Origin of the sequence: Marinitenerispora sediminis, from assembly GCF_003336425.1 — a bacterium.
GTDB lineage: Bacteria > Actinomycetota > Actinomycetes > Streptosporangiales > Streptosporangiaceae > Marinitenerispora > Marinitenerispora sediminis.
Genome location: NZ_QEIO01000032.1, coordinates 1 through 24919, shown reverse-complemented (window position 1 = coordinate 24919; position 24919 = coordinate 1). Strand labels below are relative to the sequence as shown.

22 protein-coding genes, 1 rRNA gene and 1 pseudogene are annotated in these 24919 nt (G+C 76.1%); 8 read left to right on the top strand and 16 right to left on the bottom strand.

Features of this window, described 5'->3' with window-relative positions; all coding sequences use genetic code 11:
- Positions 1-169: 169 nt before the first annotated feature.
- The 9 genes and pseudogenes from DEF28_RS08760 to DEF28_RS08725 form a co-directional block, all read right to left on the bottom strand.
- Positions 170-1180, bottom strand: coding sequence for a hypothetical protein (locus DEF28_RS08760; protein WP_233515184.1), 1011 nt, complete (start codon positions 1178-1180; stop codon positions 170-172).
- A 6-nt stretch (positions 1181-1186) separates the two neighbouring features.
- Complete coding sequence (locus tag DEF28_RS08755; protein ID WP_114397175.1) at positions 1187-2266, bottom strand: copper transporter; 1080 nt, start codon at positions 2264-2266, stop codon at positions 1187-1189.
- Complete coding sequence (gene steA / locus DEF28_RS08750) at positions 2263-3468, bottom strand: putative cytokinetic ring protein SteA (RefSeq protein WP_114397174.1); 1206 nt, start codon at positions 3466-3468, stop codon at positions 2263-2265. The genes DEF28_RS08755 and steA overlap by 4 nt, the downstream gene beginning before the upstream one ends.
- A 253-nt stretch (positions 3469-3721) precedes the next feature.
- Entirely contained in the window at positions 3722-5437 is a 1716-nt protein-coding gene (gene recN / locus DEF28_RS08745) for a DNA repair protein RecN (RefSeq protein WP_114397173.1), read from the bottom strand.
- Positions 5438-5490: 53 nt separating this feature from the next.
- Positions 5491-6444 (bottom strand): NAD kinase, encoded by a 954-nt coding sequence (locus tag DEF28_RS08740; RefSeq protein WP_233515183.1) that lies wholly within the window; start codon positions 6442-6444, stop codon positions 5491-5493.
- Between the two features lie 834 nt (positions 6445-7278).
- Positions 7279-7625, bottom strand: a pseudogene (locus DEF28_RS29180) (IS982 family transposase); the annotation flags it as partial.
- A 229-nt stretch (positions 7626-7854) separates the two neighbouring features.
- Positions 7855-8655 carry a TlyA family RNA methyltransferase gene (locus DEF28_RS08735; RefSeq protein WP_114397172.1) on the bottom strand — a complete coding sequence of 267 codons (801 nt, stop codon included), beginning with the start codon at positions 8653-8655 and terminating at the stop codon, positions 7855-7857.
- A gap of 780 nt (positions 8656-9435) precedes the next feature.
- Positions 9436-9705 (bottom strand): hypothetical protein, encoded by a 270-nt coding sequence (locus tag DEF28_RS08730; protein ID WP_114397171.1) that lies wholly within the window; start codon positions 9703-9705, stop codon positions 9436-9438.
- Between the two features lie 47 nt (positions 9706-9752).
- Positions 9753-10859, bottom strand: a complete 1107-nt coding sequence (locus tag DEF28_RS08725) for a coiled-coil domain-containing protein (RefSeq protein ID WP_114397170.1) — start codon at positions 10857-10859, stop codon at positions 9753-9755.
- A 244-nt stretch (positions 10860-11103) separates the two neighbouring features.
- On the opposite strand from DEF28_RS08725, the gene DEF28_RS08720 reads away from it, so the two are divergent.
- The 3 genes from DEF28_RS08720 (at position 11104) to DEF28_RS08710 (ending at position 13973) form a co-directional block, all read left to right on the top strand.
- Positions 11104-11454 (top strand): SCP2 sterol-binding domain-containing protein, encoded by a 351-nt coding sequence (locus DEF28_RS08720; protein WP_114397169.1) that lies wholly within the window; start codon positions 11104-11106, stop codon positions 11452-11454.
- A 55-nt stretch (positions 11455-11509) separates the two neighbouring features.
- Positions 11510-12835, top strand: coding sequence for a DUF1015 family protein (locus DEF28_RS08715; RefSeq protein ID WP_114397184.1), 1326 nt, complete (start codon positions 11510-11512; stop codon positions 12833-12835).
- Between the two features lie 133 nt (positions 12836-12968).
- Complete coding sequence (locus DEF28_RS08710) at positions 12969-13973, top strand: HAD-IIA family hydrolase (RefSeq protein WP_114397183.1); 1005 nt, start codon at positions 12969-12971, stop codon at positions 13971-13973.
- Here the strand turns inward: DEF28_RS08710 and DEF28_RS08705 are convergent.
- Complete coding sequence (locus DEF28_RS08705) at positions 13958-14452, bottom strand: single-stranded DNA-binding protein (protein ID WP_114397168.1); 495 nt, start codon at positions 14450-14452, stop codon at positions 13958-13960. The two genes, DEF28_RS08710 and DEF28_RS08705, sit on opposite strands and share 16 nt — an antisense overlap.
- 435 nt (positions 14453-14887) lie before the next feature.
- Between DEF28_RS08705 and DEF28_RS08700 the strand changes: the two genes are divergently transcribed.
- The 4 genes from DEF28_RS08700 to DEF28_RS08685 all read left to right on the top strand — a co-directional run bounded on the left by DEF28_RS08700 (position 14888) and on the right by DEF28_RS08685 (position 18185).
- The gene (locus DEF28_RS08700; RefSeq protein WP_114397182.1) at positions 14888-15793 is read left to right on the top strand and encodes an MBL fold metallo-hydrolase; all 906 of its coding nucleotides are present in this window, start codon (positions 14888-14890) and stop codon (positions 15791-15793) included.
- Positions 15794-15896: 103 nt separating this feature from the next.
- On the top strand, positions 15897-16493 hold the full coding sequence (locus DEF28_RS08695; RefSeq protein ID WP_114397167.1) for a helix-turn-helix domain-containing protein: 597 nt from the start codon (positions 15897-15899) through the stop codon (positions 16491-16493).
- Positions 16490-17209, top strand: a complete 720-nt coding sequence (locus tag DEF28_RS08690; protein ID WP_114397166.1) for a B3/B4 domain-containing protein — start codon at positions 16490-16492, stop codon at positions 17207-17209. Before DEF28_RS08695 ends, DEF28_RS08690 begins: the two co-directional genes overlap by 4 nt.
- Before the next feature lie 73 nt (positions 17210-17282).
- Positions 17283-18185 carry a GNAT family N-acetyltransferase gene (locus DEF28_RS08685; protein ID WP_114397165.1) on the top strand — a complete coding sequence of 301 codons (903 nt, stop codon included), beginning with the start codon at positions 17283-17285 and terminating at the stop codon, positions 18183-18185.
- Between the two features lie 350 nt (positions 18186-18535).
- Here the strand turns inward: DEF28_RS08685 and DEF28_RS08680 are convergent, their stop codons facing one another.
- A complete protein-coding gene (locus DEF28_RS08680) occupies positions 18536-19465 on the bottom strand; it encodes a zinc-binding dehydrogenase (RefSeq protein ID WP_114397164.1) in 930 nt (309 codons plus the stop codon).
- Positions 19466-19561: 96 nt separating this feature from the next.
- Between DEF28_RS08680 and DEF28_RS08675 the strand changes: the two genes are divergently transcribed.
- Positions 19562-20236, top strand: a complete 675-nt coding sequence (locus DEF28_RS08675) for a TetR family transcriptional regulator (RefSeq protein ID WP_114397163.1) — start codon at positions 19562-19564, stop codon at positions 20234-20236.
- Between the two features lie 23 nt (positions 20237-20259).
- On the opposite strand, the gene DEF28_RS08670 is transcribed toward DEF28_RS08675, so the two are convergent.
- The 5 genes from DEF28_RS08670 to rrf form a co-directional block, all read right to left on the bottom strand.
- Entirely contained in the window at positions 20260-20688 is a 429-nt protein-coding gene (locus DEF28_RS08670) for an NUDIX domain-containing protein (RefSeq protein ID WP_114397162.1), read from the bottom strand.
- A 28-nt stretch (positions 20689-20716) separates the two neighbouring features.
- Complete coding sequence (locus DEF28_RS08665; protein WP_114397161.1) at positions 20717-21577, bottom strand: DNA-formamidopyrimidine glycosylase family protein; 861 nt, start codon at positions 21575-21577, stop codon at positions 20717-20719.
- Between the two features lie 540 nt (positions 21578-22117).
- Positions 22118-23089, bottom strand: coding sequence for a hypothetical protein (locus DEF28_RS08660; protein ID WP_114397160.1), 972 nt, complete (start codon positions 23087-23089; stop codon positions 22118-22120).
- A 721-nt stretch (positions 23090-23810) separates the two neighbouring features.
- On the bottom strand, positions 23811-24668 hold the full coding sequence (locus DEF28_RS27250) for a helix-turn-helix domain-containing protein (protein WP_147280308.1): 858 nt from the start codon (positions 24666-24668) through the stop codon (positions 23811-23813).
- A gap of 162 nt (positions 24669-24830) precedes the next feature.
- Positions 24831-24919, bottom strand: a 5S ribosomal RNA gene (gene rrf, locus DEF28_RS08645); the annotation flags it as partial.

Sequence of the window (24919 nt, the reverse complement as noted above, 5' to 3'; positions counted from 1 at the left end):
GGGAGTACGTGCGTGTTCGAGGTTAGCCGCCGCCCGCGCGCCACCCCGGGCGCACGCCGAACCCGCCCGCGGCGCGGCGGTGCCGGGTACGCGCCGGGCACCGGGGGACGCCGGCGGCCGCCCGCGCGCCGCATGCGGGGCGGGCCGGGGCCGGTGGCGGGGCGCTGTCCTACCGCCCGGCCGACCGCTCCGGCACCGGCGGCTCGGCGAGCAGGTCGGCCGGCAGCGTGACCGCCCCGCCCTCCGCCCGCGCCGGCCGGCGGCCCAGTTCGTCCAGCCAGCGCAGCGGCGGCGTGGTGCGGATGACTCTGGTGAAGCTGACCACCTCGCTGGCGGCGGTCAGGCCGGCCACCCCGGCCAGCAGCCCCAGCCGCGCTGGTCTCGGCAGCCCGGCCGCGGCGGCGACACCCAGGACGGCGCCCAGCGCGTTGGCACCGGCGTCGCCCAGCATCGCCCGCTCCCCCAGGTCCTCCGGCAGCAGCGCCGCGGTGGCGCCGAGCACGGGCCCGGCGACGGCGCCCGCCGTGGCGTCGCCCAGCGCCGGGACGCCGGCGAGCAGCCCCACCTTGGCGGCGCGCCCCGGCCGCAGGTCGAACAGGTTGAGCAGGTTGGCCGAACCGGCGATCAGCGCACCGTTGATGAGCAGGTCCGCCGGGCGGCCGGGCACCGCCGCGGCCGCGACCAGGCCGGTCGCGCCGATGCCGAGGATCTTGACGGCTCCCGTGGTGACCTCGCCGCGCGCCAGCGCGGCGAGGTGCCCCCGGAATCCGCGCGACCCCGAGGAGCCGGCGACGTCGTCGTAGGCGCCGAACGCGCCGGCCCCGGCGGCCGCGACGGCCGTCGCGGCACGCAGCCGCACCGGGAGCCCGGGGGCGAGCAGGGCGGCCGCACACGTCCCGGCCGCCAGCGCCGGCCCCTCCAGCAGGGTGACCGGCTCGCCGCGGAAGTTGGTCCGGCTCCAGGTCTCACCGGTTCCCCTGCGCGCGGTCACCACGTCGTCGCGCACCTCGCACGCCCGGGGCCGTGTCAGCACGGAGTACACGGCGCGCGCCGCGACGGCGCCGATGGCGGCGCCGGCCAGTCCTCTCCACAGCGGCGCCCGGCCCGGGGCGGCCGCCGCGGCGGTGACGGCACCGAAGCCGTTCAGGCGCGGGAAACGTGCAGAACGGGGGAATCGCATGAGGGGCTACTCCGAATCCGCGTCCGGGTCCGCACCGGAGTCCTCGTCGGACTCCGGGGAGTCGTTCGGTCTGGTCGGCTGCGGCAGCGGGTCGGGCAGGTAGTTGTCGACCCCCTCGCCGATGCCGTAGTGCCCGCTGCGGCCCTGCAGGGTGATGGCGAGCGCCAGCACGGTCACCACGTCCCCGGAGGTGCTGCCGGCCGTGTCGACGGTGGTGAAGCCGGCCTCCTCGGCGCGCGCCTGGGCCAGCAGGCCGCCGGCCTCGATGGAACTGGTACCGCCGGCCAGGACCGCGCCGCCGGCCGCGGCGTCGAAGGCCCGGGTCAGCGCCAGCACGGCCGCGTTGCCGGGGGCGGCGGTGTCGTCCTCCATCCCCTGCGCCTGCTCGCCCGCGGCCGCCGCGAACGGCTCGGCCGGCGCGAGGACCAGGACGAGGTCCGCGCGCTGCGCCACGTCGCCGTGCTGGGTCAGCAGACCGCCCTCGGCGAACCCGCCGAGGACGGCCTCGGGGTCGAGGGCGGGCTCCCGCTCCTCCGCGTCCTCCCCGTCGGCCGGCGCGTCGCGGGGCTCCTCGTCCTCCGCGTCCTCCTCGGGGGCGATCAGCACCTGCGCGAGCTCGGCGCCGGCGCGTTCGTAGGCGTTGCCGCGGGGCAGCTCCACCCCCTCGGCGAGCTGGTCGGTCAGCTCGTTGACGAAGGCCGACTGCTCGGGGTCGAGGAACTTGTCGGTCAGCGACAGCCGTCCCGGGACGGTGCCGCCGGCCTGCTCGATCCGCGACGTCAGCCCGGCGCGCAGCTCGTCGTCGACGCCGGGGGCCTCGACCACGACGATCCGGGCCCCGGTGAGCTGGTCGGCGAGCATCTCGCCGGCGAAGGCGCCGACGAGCTGGTCGTCGCCCGCGTTGATCTGGTCGGCGACGTCCTTCTCGGCGCGCAGGTCCTCGCTCTGCTCGCGCAGCTGCGACGTCTCCGACTGCAGGGTGTTGAGCAGCGGGTCCTGGAGCATGGTGGTGCCCAGGACGATCCCGACGGTGAGCGCGAGGAAGATCGCGACGATGGAAACCAGGTGGTAGCGGAAGTCGATCACGAGCCCAGTCCGGTGAACCAGTAGAGGAACGCGTCCCAGCGGGCCGCGATGAAGTTCAGGTAGACCTGCCCCGCCGGGGAGCTGTAGGCGGCCACCACGATCGTGAGGAGGGAGGCGGCCACCATGGCGAGCAGGGTCCACGGGGAGATGCGGCTGCGGTAGAGGCGGCTCACGCCCTTGGCGTCGACCAGCTTGCTGCCGACCCGCAGCCGGGTGAGGAAGGTGCTGGCCATCCCGGCGCGCCCCTTGTCCAGGAACTCCTCCAGGGTGGCGTGGGTGCCGACGGCCACGATGAGGCTGGCCCCGGCGTCGTCGGCGAGCATCATGGCGACGTCCTCGCTGGTCCCGGTGGCCGGGAACACGATCGCGTCGTGGCCGAGGTCGGTGACGCGCCGCAGCCCCGGGGCCCGGCCGTCGCGGTAGGCGTGCACCACGAGTTCGGCGCCGCAGGTGAGCGCCTTGTCGGAGACGGAGTCGAAGTCGCCCACGATGATGTCGGGCCGGTAGCCCGCCTCCATCAGGGCGTCGGCCCCGCCGTCCACGCCGATGATGACCGGCCGGTACTCGCGGATGTAGGGGCGCAGCGCGGCGATGTCCTCCCGGTAGTGGTAGCCGCGCACCACGATCAGCACGTGCCGGCCCTCGATGCGGGTGCGGACGTCGGGCACGCCGATGCCGTCGATCAGGAGTTCCCGCTCGCGCTTGAGGTACTCCATGGTGTTGGCGGCGAACGCCTCCAGCTGCACCGACAGCCCGGCGCGCGCCTCGGTCATCGCCGCCTCGATGGACTCGGCGTCCTGTTCGACCCCCTTGGCGACCACCTCCGCACCCCGGTAGAGGGTGCCGCCCTCCAGGCGTAACTCCTCGCCTTCGCGCACCCGCGCGAACACCTCGGGGTCGACGTCGTCGACGAGCGGGATGCCCGCCTCCAGGATCAGCTGGGGGCCGAGGTTGGGGTAGCGTCCGCTGATGCTGCTGGCGACGTTGAGCACCGCGGCCACGCCGCAGGCGACCAGCGCCTCGGCGCTGACCCGGTCGATGTCGACGTGGTCGATGACGGCGATGTCGCCGGGGCGCAGCCGCTTGGTGAGGTTCTTGGTCCGACGGTCCGATCTGGCGGGTGCGGTGACGCCGACGGATCCGTCGGGCCTGGCACGACGGAGTTTCGGGAATCTGGCGCCTAGCGCCGTCGGAACCTTCATTGCCTGCATCTTGCCAGAGCCCGCCGCGCTTCGGTTACAACGCCATGCGTCCCGGCGTGTTCACCCACGGTCACGGCCGGCGCCGCGCCGCGCCGCGGGGCGCGACCGCGCGGGGCCGAGCGGAGCCGGCGGGCCCGGATGGCCGCTCCCCGCGGGGGGAGGCCCCTCCCGAACGCGTCCAACGGTCCACACCCCCGCGACGTACGGCCGAACCGGCCGCGCGAGGGGGCGGGGGGCGGGGCGCTGCCGGGCCTCAGCGGCGTCCGGTGTCGCCCGGCCGGTCGGCTGCGGCGATGGTGAGCAGCTCCTCCGCGTGCGCCCGGCCCAGTTCGGAGTCCTCCAGTCCCGCCAGCATACGCGAGAGCTCCCGGACCCGCCCGGAGCGGTCGAGCCGGGTGACGCCGCTCTCGGTGACCATGCCGTCGTTGGACTTCTCCACCACGAGATGGGCGTCGGCGAACGCGGCGACCTGCGGGAGGTGGGTGACCACGATGACCTGGGCGCGCCGGGCGAGCCGTGCCAGCCGCCGTCCGATCTCGACCGCCGCCTTGCCGCCGACGCCGGCGTCCACCTCGTCGAACACGAACGTGGGGACCGGGTCGGCGCCGGCGAACACCACCTCGATGGCGAGCATCACCCGGGAGAGCTCACCGCCGGAGGCGCCCTTGTTGAGGGGCAGCGGCGGCGCGCTCGGGTGCGGGGCGAGCAGCAGCTCGATGTCGTCGCGGCCGTGCGGGCCGAACTCCTCGCCCGTGGCGACCCGTACGCTCACCCGCGCGTGCGGCATGGCGAGCGCGGTGAGTTCCTCGGTCACCGCGGCGCCGAACCGCTCGGCGGTCTCGGTGCGGATCTCGGTGAGCCGGTCGGCCAGCTCGGTCATCCGCCGGCGCTGCGCCTCCTCCTCGGCGCGCAGCTCCTCGATGCGCTCGTCGTCGTTGTCGAGCTCGGCGAGCCGCTTGGCGGCGTCCTCGGCCCAGGCGAGCACGTCGTCGGTGGTGGCGCCGTACTTGCGGCTGAGCTGGGTCAGCAGCGCGCGGCGCTCCTGGACGGCGGCCAGGCGGGCGGGGTCGGCGTCGACCGACTCGCGGTAGGACGCGAGTTCCGTGGCGGCGTCGCTGATCACGTAGCCGACCTCGTCGAGGCGGTCGGCCACGGTGGCCAGCGCGGGGTCGTGCTCCCGGACGGCGGCGAGCGCCTGGCGGGCCGAGGCCAGCAGCGCGGTGACGTCGATCTCCACGTCGCTGGCGGGGTCGCCCGCCAGCACCTCGTGCGCGGTGGTCGCGGCGATCCGCAGCGCGTCGGCGTGCGCGAGCCGGGTCTCCTCGGCCAGCAGCTCGGCGTCCTCGCCCGACTTGGGATCGGCCTCGGTGATCTCCTCCACGCCGAAACGCAGCAGGTCGGCCTCCTGGGCGCGCTCGCGGGCCCGGGTGGTCAGTTCGGCGAGTTCGTCCGCCACCTCGCGGTGCCGCCGGTAGGCCGCGGCGTAGCTTGCGGCGGTGCCGGCGAGCCGCTCCCCGGCGTAGCGGTCCAGGGCCGCGCGCTGCCGGTCGGTGCGCAGCAGCCGCTGCTGGTCGGACTGGCCGTGCACGGCGACGAGGTCGTCGGCGAGGTAGGCCAGCAGGCTGACCGGCGCGGAGCGGCCGCCGAGGGTGGCCCGGGAGCGGCCCTCCGCGGAGACGGAGCGGGTGAGGATCAGGACGTCGTCGTCGAGTTCGCCGCCGGCCTCGGCGACCCGCTCGGCGACCCGGCCGGCCGGGGCCACGGTGAGGCGGCCCTCGACCACGGCGCGCTCGGCGCCCGGCCGGACGCGCTGCGGGTCGGCCCGCCCGCCGAACAGCAGCCCCAAGCCGGTGACCACCATCGTCTTGCCCGCGCCGGTCTCACCGGTGACCACCGTGAACCCGGGCGAGAGTTCCAACACGGCGTCGTCGATGACCCCGAGACCCTGGATGCGGACTTCTTCGAGCACCGGACCCTCTCCTGCTGCCGCCACTGTGGTCTGCTGCCATGCCCGGGCGCGGCTCACCGGCCGTCGTCGCGCAGTTCGGCGCGCCCGCGCCAGCCCGCCACGGGGAGGCCGAACTTCGCGACCAGGCGGTCGGTGAACGGTGCCCGCTGCAGGCGAGCCAACCGTACCGGTGTGTCGCCGCGCGAAACTTCGATCCGCGCCCCGGCCGGCAATTCGACCATACGGCGTCCATCGCACCAGAGCACGCCGTCGGTGGTGTCCGGCAGCACCTCCAGGGCGATCGCCGCGTCGGGCGAGACGACCAGCGGTCGGGCGAAAAGTGCGTGGGCGCTGATCGGCACGACCAGCAGCGCCTCGACCTCCGGCCAGACGATCGGCCCGCCGGCCGAGAAGGCGTGCGCGGTGGAACCGGTGGGTGTGGCGCAGACCACTCCGTCGCAGCCCCAGCGTGAGAGGGGGCGGCCGTCGACCTCCAGCACCGTCTCCAGCATCCGGCGGGCGCTCGCCTTCTCCAGGGTCGCCTCGTTCAGTGCCCAGGTGCGTACGGGCGGCGCGCTGCCGTTGCGGCCGTCGTTGTAGACGGTGATGTCGATGGTCATCCGCTCCTCGACCGAGTAGTCGCGGTCGACGACGCTGCGGACGGTCTCGGTGAGGTCCTCGCGCTCGGCCTCGGCGAGGAAGCCGACGTGTCCCAGGTTCACCCCCAGCAGGGGCGCTCCGGCGGAGCGGGCGATCTCGGCGGCGCGCAGCAGCGTGCCGTCGCCGCCCAGGACCATGACGAGTTCGACGCCGCGCGCGGCCTCGGGGAGCGCCCGCACGATCTCGACCGGGTCGAGCTCGGTGCCCGATCTCTTCAGGTCGTCGGCCTCGTGCGCGAGCATCCGCACCGTGAGTCCGGCCGCGGTCAGGCTCTCGTGGACCAGCTGGGCGCTGCGGATGGCGGCGGGGCGGCCCGTGTGCGCCAGCAGCAGGACACTGCGGTCCTCGGGGCCCACGGATGTGCTCACGGCGCCTTCGCCCGCGCTGGTCATGGACACGTCCCCCTCGTTCGTCACGTTCACGCGCCACGGAGCCCGGATACCCGGCACGGTTCCGGCCGGGTCACGTTACCGGAACCGCCGACCCGATGGGCCCTCCGTCGCGATCTCGGCCACGCGGGGCGGCCGCCGGGGCGGTAACCGCAGATCTGCCCCCGTGTGAGCGGGGACCTCACGCGACGGGGTCAACGGACACGCGCCGGGGTTTGTTCCTGCGCGCGCGGGAGCCGCCGGGCGCACGGGCGGGCGGCCACCAGTCGGCTCCCCGCCATGGCCGCTCCTGACCTGGGAAGCGTGGTGCCGCCGGGGGCCGACCGGGCGGTCGTCGCGGTACGGCGGCTGCCCGAGGTATCCGCAGGGCGGCGGGCTGGCGCCTGCGCGGCAGGCGTTAACCACTCGGGGCCGGGATCGACAGGGGCGCCGCGGGGCTGGGGTCCGCGCTGATCCGGCCGGTGCGCCTGGCGCACACGCCCTGCTCGGGCTCGACCGCGCATGAGACCGCGCCAATCGAGCACGGCGGTAAGCAGGCCGCGGAGATGGTCGGCGCCCCTGACGGGCATTGGCAGGTGATTGGACGGATGATCAGGGCGGCAGCTCCCCGGCGAGGCCGTCGGTTGGCCGCACCACCAGCCCTCTGACGGCGCGGTCCCCTGGGACAGGCGCAGCCGGCGCACGGGACGCTCGTCACGGAACGGCCGCGCAGCGCCGGCGGAGGGGGGCAGCCGGGGACCTGTGCCTTCTCGGAGCACGGCATGGGCCCGGGTTCCGGCCACTTCCGGCGACCGGCCGCGGCAGGGGCTCCTCCGCCCCGGCCAAGCTCGTGCCGCGCACGATTGGGCACGGTCCCGGCGCGCACCACTGCGCGTGGAGCGGGTGCAGGGCTGGTTCGCGTTCGTCCCGTTCCTTGGGGCTGGCCAGGCAGAACGCGCATACGGCTCCGCCGGTGGCGGTGATGGGCGGGAGTTCGGCGCCCCAGGAGAAGACGGGGTGGGACCTGTCCATGCCCCAGCCGGCTGCCTCGCCCAGGCCCAAGCGGTTCACGGTCACGCGGGAGGCTCCGCGGCGTAGCGGGGTGCCCTCCATCAACCGGAGTTGTTCCTGTTGGTGGGGGTGGCGCGGGCCAAGCCGAGGGCTGCCCCAGGCGGTCGCGGTCCGCGGCACCCGTGCGGCGTCGCCCTGCCAACCTGCCATGGCCCATCACGGCAGGGGGCCGCCAGCGTGTTCCGGTACCGTGCCAGCTACGCCACCGGTGACGCCCCGGAGGGGAGTGCGCTGCGGGGACCGGCCGATCCGGTCAGTGCGCCGGTGCGCCGGTGCGCCGACAGGGGCGAGCCGGATCTGGCGCCTCCGGACCCCTGATGGCCACGGGTACCGGCAGGGTCACCGCGGACCCTCCTCGACGGCGCGCCGCAGGTCCTCCTCCCGCAGGGCGGGGGCGCCGGCGCGCAGCCACAGGAAGTACTCGACGTTGCCCGACGGACCGGGCAGCGGGCTGGCGGTGACACCCCGGCAGCCGAGTCCGAGCGTCAGCGCGTGCGCGGCCACGGAGCGCACCGCGTCCGCCCGCAGGTCGGGGTCGCGCACCACGCCACCGGCGCCGACCCGCTCCTTGCCCACCTCGAACTGCGGCTTCACCATCAGCGCGAAGTCCGCGTCGGACCGGGCGCAGCGCACGAGGGCCGGCAGCACCAGGGTGAGCGAGATGAAGGAGAGGTCGCCGACCACCAGGCCTGGCAGCGGCTCGCCCACCTGGTCGGGCGTGAGGTCGCGGACGTTGCAGCGTTCCCGCACGTCGACCCGGTCGTCGCTGCGCAGCGACCAGGCGAGCTGCCCGTAGCCGACATCGACGGCGACGACCTGCGCCGCCCCCCGGCGCAGCAGCACGTCGGTGAAGCCGCCAGTGGAGGCGCCGGCGTCCAGGCAGCGCCGTCCGGTGACGTCGATGCCGAACGCGTCGAGCGCGCCCGCGAGCTTGTGGGCGCCCCGCGACACGTAGCCGGGGTCGGTGTCCGCCGCCGCCACCACGATGGGCTGGTCGGTGCCGACCTGGGTGGCGGGTTTGGTCGCCATGGCACCGCCCACCCGCACGCGCCCCTCCTCGATGAGCTCCGCGGCGTGCCCGCGGGACCTCGCATGGCCCCGCCGGACCAGTTCGGCGTCCAGTCGGCTGCGTCTGGCCATGGTCGTGTGATCCGCCTATCTCGAAAGGGAGGAGGTGGCCGCGCGGCACGGGCGCCGCCGCGGCGCCCGAGATGCTACCGGCACCGGGCGCCTCCATTCTCCCAGTTCTCCGCCGATCCGGGACGGGGCCGTTGACGGGGGCCAGCGGGCTGGCCGGTGCTCGTTCGTGAGCGACGGCCGCGCGCGGGGGTGCTGGTCGGCGGAACGCGCCAGATGGCCGCGCCTGCGGGGGCGACGTGTGGTTCGGGCGCCGGACCGCCCGACAGAACGGACAGGCCCGCGGGCAGCCGCCCTCCTCGTGCGCGCCCTCCCCCGGGGGCGCGGCGGATCCGCGCGCAGCGGACGTCAGCATGCTCCGGCCGGGCGGCCGGTCTTACGGGTACCGGCCGAGAACGCCGGGCGCGGCACCTGGCGCCCGGCCCCTTCGGCCGGGTCCGGCCTCGTCCCGCGCCGCCGGTCCGCCCCACCGCGTGCGGCTCCACCGGGCCAGCCCCGATGATGGAGCGGCACGCCCGGAACGCGCGGGACGCGCTGTCTGGCGCGGGAGAGCCGGTCGAGGCGGATCGGTGGCCGGGCCCGTGGGGAAAGGGCGCCGTGCTCGCCGCACCGCGGCGGGCACGCGGCGCGGGAACGGGGCCCTCCGGCCGACCGCCGCCCGCGATCCCGGTCCGTCCGCCGCGCAGCCGCGGGACGGGCGCCGGGGCAGAGTCCCGGCCGGCGCACCGCCGACCGGAACGGCCACCCGGCCGCGCCGGACACCGGGGGCAGCCGCGGAGCGGGTCAGTGCGGCCGGCCGGAGGGGCCGGGGCCCGGCCGCTCCGGCCCCGGGTCGCGGTCCAGGCGGCCGAGCACGTCGGCCAGTTCGCGGTGTACGGCATCGAAGACGGCCACGTGGTCCGCGGTGTCCAGGCCGTCCAGCTCGGCCAGCCGGGACCGCACGTTCGCGACCGTCCGCTCGGCCAGGCCGTCGTCCCCGGCTCCGGGCGGCGCGGGCGCCGGCCGCGGCCGGCCGGGCGTGGGCCGGGCGGCCCACGGGTGCTCGTCGGTCATGGTGTCGGGCCCTCCGCTGTGCCGCGTCCGGATCTCCGGGCGCGCGGCTACTTCTCGTCGGCGTCCTTCTTGGCGGCGCTCTTGCGGGCGGCGCTCCGCTTGGTCCCGCTCTTGGTGGTGGCGCGGGTGCGCGTGCCCGCCGTCTTCGCCTTGCCGGACTTGCCCGCGGCCGCCTTCTTCCCAGTGGCGGCGGCCCGCCGTTCGGCGGACGGCGCGGGCGCCGCGGTCTCGGTCGCGGCGGGGGTCCCAGCCGTCTCGGTGTCCACCGCCGGCGCGGCCGCCGCCGCGGTCACGTCGGCGTCCGCGTCCGCCTGGGAGGCCGCCGCGGTCTTCCCCGGGGCGGACCCGCCCGACTCGACCTCGGTGAGCGACAGCTGCCCGGGGCCCTCGGCCGCCTCGGCGGTGGATCCGGGGTCGGCCTCCGGACGGCCGGCGGCGGACTCCTCGGTGGCCGGCGCCGGCTCTGCGGGGCCAGCGGCCCCGGGGAGTCCGGGGGCCGCCGCCGGCTCGGCCGGCGGCGGCACGTCGGCGCCCGCCCTCGGCTCCGGCTCGGGGACCGTGTCCCGGACGGGCCCGGGAACCGTGTCCCGGGCGGGCTCGGCCGCGGTCGGCTCGCTGCGGGCGCCAGGTGCGGCCGGCGGCGCGGGGACCGCAGCCGCGGGCTCGGCGGCCGCCGCGGCGCGTGCGGAGGTCTCCGGCTCGGGCTCGGGCTCGACCGGGGCGGGCGCCGCGCGTCCTGCCGCAGACCGGGCGGCCCGCTGGGCCGCCGTCTGGGAGGCGAGTCGGCGTTCCAGCTCCGCGACCCGGCGGACCAGGCGGTCGTGCTCGTCGCGGCGCACGAGGTCGAGCCGGTCGAGGAAGCGCTCAACCTCGCCCTCGACGAGGACGCTGAGCGCGGCCCGGTTGGCCTTGCTCGTCTCCAGCAGATCGGCCGCGAGCGACTGGATGCTGTGCCCCACCCGGGTACGCCGCACCGAGCTCTCCACGCTCTCCATGGTGGAGCGGGCGGTGTCGCCCGCGCGGGTCAGGGCGCCGCCGGAGCGCTCGTCGCTCTCCTTGAGGAGGGTCTTGGCCGCCGCCACGGCGCGCTTGCGGGTCAGCTCCGTGAAGCCGCTGGCGGCATCGAGGTAGGTGCGTACCGCGTCGACGACCATCGAATGTGCTCCTCGTGAAACGTGTCGGTTGTCGGCAGGGCCCGGGACGCCTCCGGTGGCTACTCGCCGCTACCGTGCGTCGCTCCCAGCAGAAACCGTACCGGCAACGCCGTCGCCGCGCGGCGCGTCGGCGCGGCCCCCGCCCGTGCCGCACCGGGCCGGCCGCGCCCGGGGAGCGGCCCCGCGGCGCCACGCCTCGCCGCCCCTGTCGGCCCTGGTCGGGCATTTAGGGCATCATGGGGGCATGGCCAGCATCGAGGAATGCCGTACGGCGATCGACAAGGTGTCCGACCGGATCCTGGAGGTCGACGAGGAGCGTCGGCGCAAGCACATCGTGGAACGCACGGTGAGCGTCAAGGTCAGCGATCTCGACACCGTCTTCGACATGCGGCTGACGCTGGACGGGCTCGTCGACGTGGCGCAGCGGCCGAACGGCGCCGGGGGCCCCCGCGCGCAGGTCGGCATCACCGCCGCGAGCGACGACCTCGTCGACATGGCCGAGGACCGGCTCGACTTCAGCAAGGCGCTGCTGTCCGGCCGGGTGAAGCTCGACGCGAGCTTCGGCGACATGATGCGGCTCCGCAAGCTGCTCTGAGCGGTATTCACCGGCGCCGCGCCGGTCCGCCGGGTATCGTGCGGTCGTGGGAGACATCTCGGGTGACGCCCTGGAACTGGCCCCCTTCCGGGGGCTGCGCTACGCGACCGCCGACGCCCGGTCCCTCATGGACTCGCCCACGCTGAACCTCGGGCTGGCGCTGGCGCCGCCCTACGACGTCCTCGACGCGGCGGCGGTCTCCGGGCTCATGCGGGCGGAACCGCGCAACGCCGTACGCCTGACCGTCCCTCCGGCCGCGAGCGCGACCAACGGCGCCACCCGGGCGCTGGCCGGCCCCGACCGCTACGCCCGGGCCGCGGAGACGTTCCAGCGGTGGATCGACGACGGCGTCCTGGTCCGCGACACCGAGCCGCTGCTCTACGTCTACGAGCAGACCGCGCCCGACGGCGGTCGGCAGCGCGGCCTCGTCGGTGCGCTGCGGCTGCCGCGGCCCGGGAGCACGGTGGTGCGGCCGCACGAGGAGGTGCTCAGCGAGCCGGTCGCCGACCGCGCCCGGCTGATGGCCGCCGCCCGAGCCAACCTGGAGCCGATCTTCCTGCTGTACCGCGGCGGCACCGGCGCCCGGCGCGGCACGGCCACCCGGACCGTGGACGCTGTGGCGGAGTCGGCGGCCGCCCCGCTGGTCGACACGACGACCGGCGACCGCGTCACCCACCGGCTGTGGGCGGTCGCCGACCCGCGCGTGCAGGCGGACATCACCGCCGACCTCGCCGCCCGGACCGCGCTGATCGCCGACGGCCACCACCGCTACGCCGCCTACCAGCGCCTCCGGGCGGAGCGGACCGGACCGGGGGCCTGGGACCACGGCCTGGCGCTCCTCGTGGACTCCGACGCCACCCCGCCGAGGGTGGGCGCGATCCACCGCGTGCTGCCCGGTCTTGAGGCGGGCCGCGCCGCGCGCGCGGCGCGTGCCCTGGCCGAGATCGACACCATCCCCGCCGACGGCGCCGGCGAGCTGCGGGCGGCGCTCGACCACCTCGCCAAGGCCGCCGCCGACGGCCCCGCCCTGCTGCTGGTGGGCGGCGGCACAGGGTACCTGCTGCACGGCTTCGCGCCGGAGCGGCTGGCCGCCGCCATGCCGGACCGCTCGCCGGTCTGGCGGGCCCTGCCGACCGCCGTGCTGACCCGTGTACTGCTGCCGCTGTGGGACCGGACGGACGAGGCGGCGCGCCTGGTCCACGACGATCCGGCGGGCGCGGTGGCCGCCCTGCGACCGGACCTGGACAGCGCCGTGCTCCTGCCCGCGCTCAGCGTCGACGACGTGTACGCGGTCACCGCCGCGGGCGAGCTCACGCCGCGCAAGTCCACCTCCTTCGGGCCGAAGCCGCGTACCGGCCTGGTCATGCGTACCCTTCAGTGAGGGCGCGGCCCGGCGGCGGACACCGCCGACCCGCCCCCAGCGGCGCGGGCAGCGGCCCCGGAGCGCGACCGTTCCGGCCCGGCCGGGCGCCGCACCCCGCCGCCGTCGAGACAGTTACGGGCAGATGACCGCGATCACGCTGAAGGCCGCCGACCAGCCGCTGCACACCCGCTACGACGCCGCGCTGCTGGACCTGGACGGAGTCGTCTACATCGGCGGCCGCGTCGTGCCGGCCGCACCGGAGGCCATCGAGAAGGCCCAGGCCGGCGGGATGCGGGTGGCGTTCGTGACCAACAACGCCGCGCGCACTCCGGCTGCCATCGCCGAGCGGCTCACCCGCATGGGGGTGCCGGCGACCGTGCGGCAGGTGGTGACCTCCGCGCAGGCCGCGGCCCGCCTGGTCGCCGAGCGGTTCCCGGCGGGCTCGGCCGTGCTCGCCGTCGGCGACACCGGGCTCCGCCAGGCGCTGCGGCAGCACGGCCTGCGCCCGGTCACGGTGGCCGCCGAGCAGCCGGTGGCGGTCGTGCAGGGCTACTCTCCGCGGCTCGGCCACGACCTGCTCGTGGAGGGGGCGCTGGCGGTGATGGCGGGCGCGCTGTTCGTGCTGACCAACGGCGACAGCACGGCGCCGCTGGACCGGGGCGTGCAACCGGGCAACGGCTCGTTCGGGCGGGTGATCGCGCAGGCGGCGGGCACGGAGCCGCTGGTGGCCGGCAAGCCGGAACGCCCGCTGCACGAGGAGGGCGTGCGCCGGACCGGCGCCCGCAACCCGCTCGTCGTCGGCGACCGCCTGGACACCGACATCGAGGGGGCGACGAACCGGGGGGTCGACAGCCTGCTGGTGCTGTCGGGAGTGACGACCCCCGCTCAGCTCCTGCTCGCCGGTCCACGGCACCGTCCCTCCTACCTGGCCCACGACATCGGCGGGGTCAACCTCGGCCATCCGCCGACCGGGGTGGCGGCTGGCCGTGCGCGGTGCGGCGGCTGGACCGCGGCCTGCCGGGCGGGACGGCTGGAGCTGTCCGGCCACGGCGACCGGTTGGACGGGCTGCGCGCCCTGTGCGCGGCGGCCTGGTCCGCCCCGGGCGGCGCGGACCAGGCCGCGGTCCGGGAGCCGCTGGCTCAGCTGGGCTGGTGACCGGCCGGCGCCGCGGGCTCGGCGCGCGCGACCGTCTTGGCCTCGACCTCGAACACGCTCGCCGACCCGCCGGGCGCCCGCCAGAAGCGGCGCCGCAGCGCGCCGCTGATCCGGACGAGGTCGCCGATGCGCCAGTCGCGGGTGGCCTCCTTGATCGCGGGCAGGAAGCTCACGCAGGTGATGGGGTCGGCCGCCTGGTTGGGCCGCTGCTCGGCGGGCGGCCGGCTCACCGAGACGCGCCAGGTGACGAGCTGGTCGCCGCTGGGGAGCTCCCGCACCGACGGCTCGGCGGTGACCCGGCCGACCAGCACGACCTCGTTGCGGTGGCCGTGGTGCCCGGCTCCTCCGAGGGGCTGCCGCCGGACCTCGGCGCGGCGGCCGTCCGCCGGGGCCGGTCCCCGGCCCGGCGCCGGCGGGCGGCGCACGGTGAGGGCGGCAGCGGATGCGGAAGCGGAAGGGGCGGTACCGGACTGCTGCATGCTGGTCCTCCAGTGATGGGTCGATAGCACCCGCGACGCCGGCGGAATGCCGTTTTCCGTCTCCAGGATCGACGTCTGCGCGGCGTCTCGGAAGGCCGGATCTCCCGCCTGTGGATAACTCGCTTTCCCGCAGCTCGGCGGCGCGTTCCACCGATCGAGACGTCGCGCGGGCGCGCACCCGGCAGGTCCGTCGGCCCCCGGCCGGGCGCGTCCACTAGCGTGGAGGAGCCGCCGGGGCGCCGCCGGAGCGGCCCGGACGGGCCGCGGCGTCCGGCTCGCACGCCGCCGGCGGCGCGGCCAGGACTCCGGACTGGGCCGGAGCGAGCCGAGAGTGAGGAGACGAGGCGGGTGCGCAACGGAGCGGACGCGGACGCGGAGGGGCTTCCCGAGGGCGTGGTCGCGCTGGGCGGCGAGGTGTTCGCCATCGACACCCGGATGGCCGGGTACCCGGGCATCACCTCCAGCTACCTGATCCGCACGGAGCGGCCCTGCGTCGTGGAGGTGGGCACGGCCGGGTCCGCGCCGGTGCTGCGGGACGCGCTGGGGGCCCTCGGGGTCGGTCCACGCGACCTCGCCACGATCGCGGTGACCCACATCCACCTCGACCACGCGGGCGGGATCGGCGACGTGGCCGCCATGTTCCCCGAGGCCGAGATCGTGGTCCACGAGCGCGGCGCCCGGCACCTCGCCGACCCGGCGCGGCTGATGAGCAGCGCCCGCCAGGTGTGGGGCGAGCGGCTGGACGTGCTGTTCGGCGAGATACGCCCCGCCGACGCCGCGCGGATCCGCGCGGTCGCCGAGACCGGCGACGTCGACCTCGGCGCCGGCCGCCGGCTCACCACCCACTACTCCCCCGGGCACGCCAAGCACCACGTGGGGCTGGTCGACTCCGCGACCGGCGACCTCTACGTCGGCGACGCGCTGGGCGTCTACCGCCCGGACACCGGAGAGGTGCGGCCCGCCACCCCGCCACCCGACTTCGACCTGGAGGCGGCGCTCGGCTCGCTGCGGCTCTTCGGCGACATCGCCCCGCGGCGCCTGATGTTCTCGCACTTCGGCGCGGTGGAGGCGGTCGGCGAGACGCTCGACGCGGCCGGCGCGGAGCTGCGCCTGTGGGTGGAGACCGTGCGGGAGGCGCGCGACACCGGCGGCGACCTCGACCACGCGGTGGCGATGGTGCGCGAGCGCGTGGTGAGCCGGTACCGCGCCGGCGCGCCCGACCAGGCCGGGTCGCAGGGCGTGCTGGACGTCCTCAGCGGGGTGGAGGGCAACGTCGCGGGGATCGCGCACTGGCTGGACCGGGTGGCGGCCGACCAGCGCGCCGCCCGGGGGCCGGCCTGACCCTGCCTGGAGCGTCCGGCCGTCGCCGGCGCTTCCGGCGCGCACTAGACTGGTCACCATAACGACCGAATGTTCACCAGAACGACCGGCGAGGAGGACCGCGTTGGCCGACCGGACCGTCGCCGCGGTGGTCGCGGACAACGTGCGCTCCGCCCGGGCCCGGCACGGCCTCTCGCTCGACCAGCTCGCCTCCCGTGCCGGGATCAGCAAGGGCGCGCTGGTCGCCGTGGAGGCCGGATCCGGCAACCCGAGCCTCTCCACACTCGTGCGGCTCGCCGACGCGCTGGCCGTGCCCGTGTCCGCGATCGTGGAACCCGCGGGGGTCCCCCGCCTGCGCGTCGTGCACGCCGGTGACATCCCCCCGCTGTGGCGCGGCCCCGCCGGGGGCGAGGTCCGGCTGCTGCTCACCACCACCGGGCCCGCACCGGTCGAGCTGTGGAGGTGGCGCATGCTGCCGGGCGAACGCCACCACAGCGCGCCGCACGCCAGCGGCGTGCACGAGACGGTCACCGTGCTGGACGGAACCCTCGTGCTCACCATCGGGACGGCCGAGGAGACCGTCCCGGCCGGCGCCACCGCGGTGTTCGACTCCGACGTGGCGCACGGCTACGCCTGCGCCGGCGACGCCGCCTGCGAGTTCGTCATGACCGTGCACCTCCCGGTCGCGCCCGGTGACCGACCCCGAAAGGCGACACCGTGACCCAGGACCTCGCGACGTGGCTGGACCACGCGCACGTGGACGACAGCGTCTTCGAACTGCGGCCCGACTACCGCGCCCTCCTGGTCGCGGCCGAGGACCTGCGCCCCGGCCCCAGCGACGACACCAGCGAGAAGCTCCTCGCGCACGCCGAGGAGGAGGCCCGCCTGCGGCTCGCGGGGACCGCGCCGGAGGAGCTCGCGCACGTGGCCGCCTGGCGCGCGGCGTTCCGCGCCTTCGGCGCCAAGCCGCAGCGCACCCGGACCAGCGTCGAGGCGCTGCTGCGCCGCGCGGCCGACGGCCTGCCCCGCGTGGACCGGCTGACCGACGCCTACAACGCCGTCTCCGTCGCACACACGGCCCCGCTCGGCGGCGAGGACATCGACCGCTACACCGGGCCCCTGCGCCTGGTCCGCGCCACCGGCGAGGAGGCGTTCGAGACCATGAGCGCCGGCGAGCCCGCCGTCGAGCACCCCGCGCCCGGCGAGGTCGTCTGGCGCGACGACGCGGGAGTCACCTGCCGGCGGTGGAACTGGCGGCAGTGCGTGCGCACCCGGCTGACCGAGTCCACCACCCGCGCCGTGTTCGTCATCGACGCCCTGGACCCGCTGACCGACGACGACGTCCTGGCCGTCGGCACCGCGCTCGTCGACGCGCTGCGTGCCACCAGCCCCGGGGTCCGCACCCGCACCCGGCTGCTGGCACGCGGGAGGGACTGACCCCGCCGCGGAACACCGGCACCCGTCGCGCCCGCCGCCCGGCACGCGCGCGGCGGGGCCCGGGCGGCCCCCCATGGACCCGTACCACCGGCCCGCCGACGCGCCCGCCGCCGTGGCGGTGGCGCGAGCGGCGCAACCGCAGGTGGTCACCAGCGCGGCGGCCTTCCGCCGGCGGTTCTCGGCCGCGTCCGGCCACGACCGGCCGACGACCTCCGTCGCCGAGCACGGCGGGGCCGTCGCGGGATACGCCGCGGTCGAACCCAACGGGTTCAGCTCCGCCCCCCGCCACGTGTACGTCCGGCTCACCGTGCATCCCCTCCACCGCGGCCGCGGCGTGGGCAGCGCCCTCGCCGACGCGGTGGAGCGGCACCTGCACGCCCTTGAGCCGGCGGCGACGCGGCTCTGGGGCGCGGGCGACGACGCCTCCCGCGCGTTCGCCCGCCGGCACGGATTCGTGGAGCGGGGTGAGTCCCGCGCCCAGCGGCTCGACCTGGCGACGCTGCCGCCCGTTCCGCCCGCGCCCGCGGGGGTGCGGCTGCTCAGCTACGCGGACTTCGCGGACGGTCCTCGGCCCCTGCACGAGATCGAGACGTCCTGCCTGGCGGACGAGCCCAGCGCCGTTTCCTTCGACGGGCTCACCTACGACGTGTGGCGCGACCGCCTGCGGGGTGATCCCGACCTGGACCGTGAGCTGAGCGTGGTCACGCTGCTCGACGGACGGGCCGCGGGCGTGGCCACCCTCACCACCGACGGCGGGCGCACCTGCGCGTCCGCGTTCACCGGCACCGTGCCGGCCGCGCGGGGCCGCGGCCTGGCCGCCTACACCAAGACCATGGCGCTGTACCGGGCCCGGGACCGCGGAGTCCGCACCGCCTACACGCTCAACGACGCCGCGAACGGGCCCATGCTCGCGGTCAACGCCCGGCTCGGCTACCGGCCGATCGCCACCGAGGTGCTGCACACGCGCGAGCGGTGAAGCGCGCCGCGTCGGCGCCCGCGCGGCCCGCGCCGCCGGCCTCCGAAACCCGGCGCCGTGGGGCGTCCCGGTGTGGCACCCCGCCACCGGTATGCGCGAAGATGTGGCCCACCACCCGGGGGCGCGGCCCCCGAAACCACGAGATCCGGAGCCGGCCGGACGCGTTCACCCCACTGGAGGACACATGGACCCCGACTTCGAGGACCTCGGCGAGTTCGCCGAGGCCGTCGTCGAAGGCGACGCCGAGGAGATGGTCGAGGAAGCCCTCGAAATGACCTTCGGTATCGACCTCTGACGGACGCCGCACGCGGCCTCGGGTACGCGGCCCCGAGGCCGCCCGCCCCGGGCCGTCAGGCCACCTCCAGCACCGCCTTGCCGTGCAGCCGGCGGGTGAGCAGGGCTTCGGCCGCCTCCCCCACCCGGTCCCAGCCGCCGCGCCACGAGATCTGCGGGTCGAGCCCGCCGCCCGCGACCTCCGCCGCCAGCCATGTGAGGTCCCGGGGCAGGCCGTCGGCGGCGCCCAGGTAGAAGGTGACGATCGAGCGGTCGTGCCGCCCGTCGTTGCCGAACAGCGCCCCGAAGGGGAAGTACTCGCCCTCCCCCGTCACGTGCCCCACCGACACCAGTGTCCCTCCGCCGGCGAGCCGGTCGTAGGCGTCCACCAACTGGGGGCCGCCGACGAGCTCCACCACCCCGTCCACCGGATCGCCGACCTCGGCCGGCCCTGCCACCACCTCGTGCGCTCCCAGCCTCCGCAGGTCGTCCCCGTGCGCGGCCGGGTCGCCGGTGGAGGCCACCACGTGGGCGCCGCCGCGCCGGGCGAGCTGGACGGCGAAGCGTCCCACACCGCCGGTGGCCCCCGTGACCAGCACCCGCCGGCCCAGGAGCGGCCCCAGCCGGTGCAGCGCGCGCAGCGCGCTCCCGCCCGCCACCGGGACGGTGCTGACCGCGCCGAGGTCGGCCCCTGCGGGCACGGCCCCGATGGCGCCGGTGTCGACGGCCCGGAGTTCCGCCCATGCGCCGGCCATGCCGAACGTCACCACCGGGGTGCCCGCCGCCGGCCCCGAGCCGTCCGCGGCGGCCCGTTCCACCACGCCCGCCGCGTCCCAGCCCAGCACGGTGCCCTCGGGCGCCTGCTCCGGGCCGGCGCTCACCTCGCCGTAGTTGAGCGAGGTCGCCCGCACCCGAACGAGTGCCTGGTTCGGGGCGGGTTCGGGGTCGGGCGCCTCACCGAGGCGCAGGCCGCCAGGAACCGAACGGTCGACAAGCAGAGCGCGCACAGCACATACCTCTCCGGACCACCGCGGCACTCTGTTGTGCCACTGAGTGGCACAAGCCTACAAGGCGCAATAGGCACTTCGTCGTACACTGGTGCGGTGACGAGCACCAGCCCTCCGCCGGCACCCGCGACCGAGCGCCTGCCGCTGCGGGAGCGCAAGAAGCTGCGCACCCGCCAGGCGCTCGTCGACACCGCCCTGAGGATGTTCACGGAACGCGGTTTCGACGCCACCACGCTCGACGAGCTGTGCGAGGCGGTCGAGGTGTCCAAGCGGACGTTCTTCCGCACGTTCGCCAGCAAGGAGGACGTCGCCCTGGCGCCCGTCCAGGACCTGTGGCATGCCGTCCTCGACGACCTCTCCACCCGGCTGCCGGACGGCCGGCCCGTCCTGCACCAGCTCCAGGACACGATGCTCGCCACCGTGGGCCGCATGGCCGCCGACGGCTGGACGGAGCGCCTCCGCGCGAGCCGCCGCCTCATCTCCCAGGTACCCGCCGTCGAAGCGCACAGCCTGCACTTCTGCAACCGCACCAGCCGGGCCGCCATCGCGATCCTCCGCCAGAGGCTGGCGCTGCCCGACCCCGGCGACCCGCGCCCCCGCCTGGCCCTCGGCATGCTCCTCACCGCGGTCGACTGCGCGCTGGACGCCTGGGCGTCCCGCCCCGGACCCGCCACCCGCACCGGCCTGGCCGCCGACCTGCGCGCCGCGTTCGCCGCGATCCCGGACGGCCTCACCCTCACCGCCGGCCCCGCGGGCCCGGGCCCCCGGTAGCACCCGCGACGTCCACCCGGCGGCTACGGCGCCCCCGGCAGCCCGATCTCGGTGAGCAGGTACGCGTACAGCCCGTCGTCCCACGACAGGTCCGGCGGGAGCACGTCGAACTCCCGCACCTCGACCGTCTCGAACCGGCCACTCAGCGGTGCGCGGCTCGCCACCTGGGCGTGCGTCACCACGGTGACATGCCCGCTCGCCAGCACGTAGTGGCCCACCACGTGCACCTCTCCGAGCTCCGCACCGGCCTCCTCGCGCGCCTCGCGGCGGGCGGTGTCCCCGATCGTCTCGCCGGGTTCCGCATGGCCGCCGGGGAACTCCCACGCCCGGCGCCGGTTGCGTACCAGCACGGGCCGGTCCCCCGCGAACAGCAGCACCACGACCGAGTCGTGCGCGGCCGGGAGCGCGCCGAGCCGGACGGTCGCGCCGTTCAGCGGCGGTCGGAAGGACATCTCAGAGATCACGGGCCTCGATGGGGGGCTACTTCAGCAGCCGGGACATCCGGCGGTCAGCGAGCGGCCGACCGCCCGTCTGGCAGCTCGGGCAGTACTGCAGGGCGGAGTCGGCGAACGACACCTCCCGAATCGTATCCCCGCACACCGGGCACGGCTCGCCGGTCCGGCCGTGCACCCGCAGACCGCCGCGCTTCTCCCGCCTGACGTCGGCCGCGGCCAGGCCGCGCGCGTTCTCGACGGCGGCCGCGAGCGTGGCCCGGATCGCCGCGTGCAGCCGGCGCACCTCCTCCTCCGACAGGTTCCCGGCGACGGCGAAGGGCGACATCCGCGCGGCGTGCAGGATCTCGTCGGAGTAGGCGTTGCCGATCCCCGCGACGAGCTCCTGGTCCCGCAGCACGCCCTTGATCCTGGTGCGCCGCCCCGCCAGGATGTCCCGGAGCCGGGCCCCGTCGAACTCCGGCCCCAGCGGATCCGGCCCGAGAGCGGCCACACCGGGCACGTCGGCCGGATCGCGCACCACGTACACCGCCAGCCGCTTCTGGGTGCCGGCCTCGGTCAGATCGAACCCCGACCCGTCGTCCAGGTGCACCCGGAGGGCGAGCGGCCCGCGCCCGGGCCGCGGCGGATGCACCGGCAACCCGTCACTCCAGCGCAGCCACCCCGCCCGTGCCAGGTGGACGACGAGGTGCAGCCCGTCCACATCGAGGTCCAGGAACTTCCCGTGCCGCGCCGCTCCGGTGACCGCCAGTCCGCCGAGCGCCGACACCGGCGGGTCATAGGTCTTGAGCGCCGACACGGCGGCGACGTCCACCCGCGCGACGACGCGCCCCACAGCGCGCTCGGCCAGGAATCCGCGCAGGGCCTCCACCTCGGGCAGTTCGGGCATGCTCCCAGTGTCGCCGACGTCCGGCCTCCCAGGCCAGCCGCCCGCGCCGTCGCTCCTCGTCCGCCCGGCGGGCCAGCGCCGGGCCGGTCGGGCCGCCGGCCTGTCGCGAACGGCACGGCCGACCTGGTGCCCCGCCTGCGTCCTGCCGCTCGAACCGCGATGAGGCACTTCGAGCAGGCGGGTCGGCTGCGCCGACGAGGGCCGGGCCAGCATCGAGCGGGCCGGCGGCGTGATCGGCGCGCTCGCGTCCCGCCGCTTCCAGGCCGCGTCGGGCCCCGGAGTGGCCGTGCACGTCACCGTGCCCCGGCGCGAGCCGCCTCCCGGACCACCCACCGTCCGAACGGGGAACCCATCGCCGCGCCCGCTGCGACGCGCGTTCCCCGAGCCACGGCTATCGCCGGGTCGTGCGGGCCGGCTCCCCGTTCCCCGGCCGCCGCGCTCGAAGGCGAGCACGGCGGCGCAGGGACCGCTTCACCATGCGGACCGCGGGCACGGATCCCCCTGGCGGCCGGGCGCATCCGCCGGCCGCCAAGGCCGTGGTCACGGACGGGGGCCGTCCTCCGGGCGGGACGCGGTCTCCGTCGCTGAGTCCGACGGCCGGCCCTCGCCGGCGGTCTCCCCGGTACTGGCGCTCTCAGCCGGGGCGTCCTCCCGTTCCGATGCGGCGTCGTGACGCGGTTCCTCCTCCGCCACGGCGGGGGATTCCGCCTCGCCGTCAGCGTCCGCCTCGCCGTCAGCGGCGGCGGACTCGGGCTCGGGCTCAGGGCGGGGCTCGGTACGCTCGGCGGCCTCCGGCCGGGCGGGCTCAGGCTCCTCGCCGGTGTCGGGGTCCTCGGCGTCGCTCCACACGACGTCGTCCCCGATGTCGACGATCTCCATGCCCTCGATCTCCGCCAGGCGCTCGTCGGCGTCGGTCACGCCCTCCTGGTCGACGGCGGAGGCCCGGGCGAAGTACTCGCGCGCCTCGGCCTCCCGGCCGAGCTCCAGCAGCACATCGGCATAGGCGTAGAACAGCCGGGCCACCCACGGGCGGGCCCGCCGCTCCTTGAGTTCCGGCCCCTGCAGCTCCGCCAGTGCGGCCTGCGGCTCGCCCATGTCGCGACGCGCTCCCGACGCCACGATCCGCAGCTCGATGCGGTCCGCGATGTCGAGGTCTCGCGCCTCCGGAGAACGGGCCATCTCCAGTGCCCGCTCGGGGCGGCCCAGGCCGCGCTCGCAGTCCGCCATGACAGCCAGGTAGCTGGACCGCCCGTTCATCCGCCGGGCGGCGCGCAGATCCGCGAGCGCCTCCTGCCAGCGGCCGACCCCGTAGGCCGCCAGCCCGGAGGCCTCCCGGACCGCGCCGACGCGGGACGCCTTGTTCCGTGCGTAGGCGGCGTGCGCGTAGGCCCGCTCCGGATCCTCGTCGAGCAGCCGCCCGGCGACCACGAGGTGGCGGGCGACGATGTCGGCGAGCGAGCGGGGCAGTGTGCTCAGTTCGCTGCGGATCTCGGAGTCGAGCTCCCCGGGCATGACGTTGTCGGGCAGCGCCGGGGCTGCCTCCCGCGGTTCGCGCGGAGCATCGGACCGGTCGCGGAAGTCGCGACGCGGGCCGCGTCCGGACTCGAAACGCTTCCCGGACCGCCGATCTCCCGAAGGCCGCGGTCATCGCGGCGCCCATAGCTCTCGCGTCCACCGCCGCGGTCATCGCGGCGCCCATAGCTCTCGCGTCCACCGCCGCGGTCATCGCGGCGCCCGTAGCCCTCGCGCCCGCCACCACGGTCATCGCGACGGCCGCCATCACGCGACCAGCCGCCCCGATCCTCGCGACGGCCATAGCCCTCGCGCCCGCCACCGCGATCGTCACGGGCGCCCGGGCGCTGGTCGCTGCGGCGGTCCGACCACTCGCGCCGGCCATCGCCGTTCCGCGCATCGGTGCGGTCGTCCGGGCGGTCCGAACGCGGGCCCTCTTTGGACCAGCCACCGCGGCTGGATCCGCCGCGATAGCCGCCGCGCTCGCCGCCTCGACCGAAGCCGGACCGGGACCTGTCGCCCCTGCCGCCCGCACCGCCTCCGGAGCGGTAACCTCCGTGGTTGCGGGCTCCGGAGCCGTCGCGGCCCCCCGATCGGCTGTCGTCAGTCATGTCCCGTCCGTAAACAGTCAAAAGCGCTGCCACTCGACCGTAGCAGCGCAGGGTGATACTCAGATCTCTCTCACTTTACGGCATGCGAATTCGCGTCCCGGCCACCCGCGTCACTCCGCCGGAGGCGGCGGCATCGCGGAGTCGGCGACGACCTCGGTCGCGGTCCGCCAGCCCACCTCCCGCTCCCGAAGCAGGTGCAGCGGCGTCGTCCCCGCGAGTTCCCGCACGTCACGCCCCAGATGAGCCTGGTCGCTGTATCCGGCGGCGAGCGCGCTTTCCGCCAGAGGCCACGGCGCGCCCCGGCGCTCCGCGATCGTGAGGAAGCGATGCAGACGCCCCACCCGCTGGAAGGTCTTCGGCCCAACGCCCACGTCAGCGTGCAGCAGCCGGCGCAGTTGCCGAGCGGACAGCCCGATGTCGGCGGCGACGTCGGCGACGTCGATCGCGGCGGAGTTCCACAGCCGCCGGCAGGCCGTCTCGACCCTCCGGTCGGGTTCGGCCGCGACGAACCGGTCCTGCACCCGGCGGGAGGCAGTCGCCGCCGCGGCCACCGTTCCGGCCAGCTCCCGAGCCAGGGGGCCGGCCACGACCGCGTCCAACGGCAGCTGGCGATCGCGCAGCTCCGCGGCGAACGCCCCCAGGACCGCACGCACTCCGGCCGGCCGAAGGCGCAGGCCGCGCGCCACACTCCCCGGCAGACCCGACGCCAACGCGGCTCGGGAGGCCGCACCCACCACGACGGCGCGGCCGGACGCGTCGACGATGACATCAGCACAGCCGTCCGGAAGTACGCGCTGCCGATAGGGCGTTTCCCCCGAACCGATGCGCTGCTCCCAGAAGCAGCGGGCGACATGCCGCCAGGCCGCCGGCACCGCGCGTTCGCGGTACCACGATTGCGGCGTACCCAGCCCGAACACCTCCGCCGCCGGCTCTGCCGCGACGGACCCCGTCCCTTCCTCCGACCGCACAGTCGCAGGCTATGCGATGCGGGGCGGCGGACTGCGGCGCAACCGGCGGCACCTGGCCACCCCGCCCCGAACCACAAAAAAGAGGGGCGCCCAACAGACACCCCCACACCACAACAACAAAAAAGAGGGGCCGCCCCAAAGGGCGACCCCCCAAAAAAAGATGTTCGGCGGCGACCTACTCTCCCACCCAACAGGGCAGTACCATCGGCGCTGAGAAGCTTAACGACCGGGTTCGAAATGGGACCGGGTAT